Source organism: Microcoleus sp. B4-C2, assembly GCF_036705265.1.
Taxonomy (GTDB): Bacteria; Cyanobacteriota; Cyanobacteriia; order Cyanobacteriales; family Microcoleaceae; genus Microcoleus.
The window spans coordinates 1-1,120 of record NZ_JAUBUB010000220.1 but is presented as its reverse complement, the minus strand read 5'-3'; the positions used below and the strand labels follow the sequence as shown (position 1 = coordinate 1,120).

At 43.5% G+C, this 1,120-nt stretch carries 1 protein-coding gene; it reads left to right on the top strand.

Annotation, left to right across the window (positions count from 1 at the left end; all coding sequences use genetic code 11):
- Positions 1-188: 188 nt before the first annotated feature.
- Positions 189-1,120: transposase (locus QUB20_RS28525; RefSeq protein WP_333291853.1), on the top strand; the 932-nt coding region annotated here is incomplete at its 3' end.

Here is a 1,120-nt window from a genome sequence, read left to right as displayed (position 1 = left end):
ATAATATCCTGAAAACCCCGCGACTTTAGTCCGGGGATGAAAGGGGCAAGGAGGCTTTAGCCTCCCAGTCTATTTTCTTAGATTTCAGGATTGCGCTGTAGAGTAAAGCTATGTAAATCTTTGTGAACCATCAGAGTAAGTTTAAGCCAATGCTGCTAGCATAAGACTATCGTGATCGGGTCGAAGTCATGTTAGTTTTCGAGTTCAAAGCATACGGTAAAAAGCAGCAATTTGACGCTGTAAACGAAGCAATTAGAACGGTGCAGTTCATCCGAAACAAAGCATTGCGGTTTTGGATGGAAAACGAAAATGTCGATAAATACGCATTGAACAAGTATAGCGCTGTTTTAGCTAAGGAATGGACGTTTTGCGATGACTTGAATAGCATGGCTCGACAATCTAGCTCAGAAAGAGCGTGGTCGGCGATCTCCCGATTCTACGACAACTGTAAAAAGAAAGTCCCAGGAAAAAAAGGATTCCCGCAATTCCAGAAAGACAACCGATCCGTCGAGTACAAGACTACGGGATGGCGCTTGGCAGACGACCGAAAATCCATCACTTTTACCGACAAGCAAGGAATCGGGAAGCTCAAATTAAAAGGAACACGCGACTTACATTTCTATCAGCGTAGTCAAATTAAGCGAGTACGTTTGGTGAGACGGGCAGACGGATATTATGTCCAGTTTTGCATTAAAGTTAACCGTTCTGAAAAGACTGAAGTCACAGGTAACGCCATCGGGTTAGACGTAGGAATTAAAGAGTTCTACACAGACTCAAATGGGGTTGCAATTGAGAACCCGCGTTTCCTCCGCAAGGGAGAACGCAGGTTGAAAAAATCCCAAAGACGAGTCTCAAAGCGAGTCAAGGGTTCACAAAACAGAAAAAAAGCTAGAGCGATTCTAGGGAAACGCCACCTCAAGATAAGTAGACAGCGTAAAGATTTTGCCGTGAAGTTAGCAAGATGCGTCATCCAGTCTAACGACTGTGTAGCCTACGAAGACTTGAGGAGCAAAAATATGGTGAAGAATCACTCTTTAGCAAAATCGATTAACGACGCATCTTGGTATATGTTCCGAATTTGGTTGGAGTATTTCGGCAAAGTATTCGGAAGAATTACGAT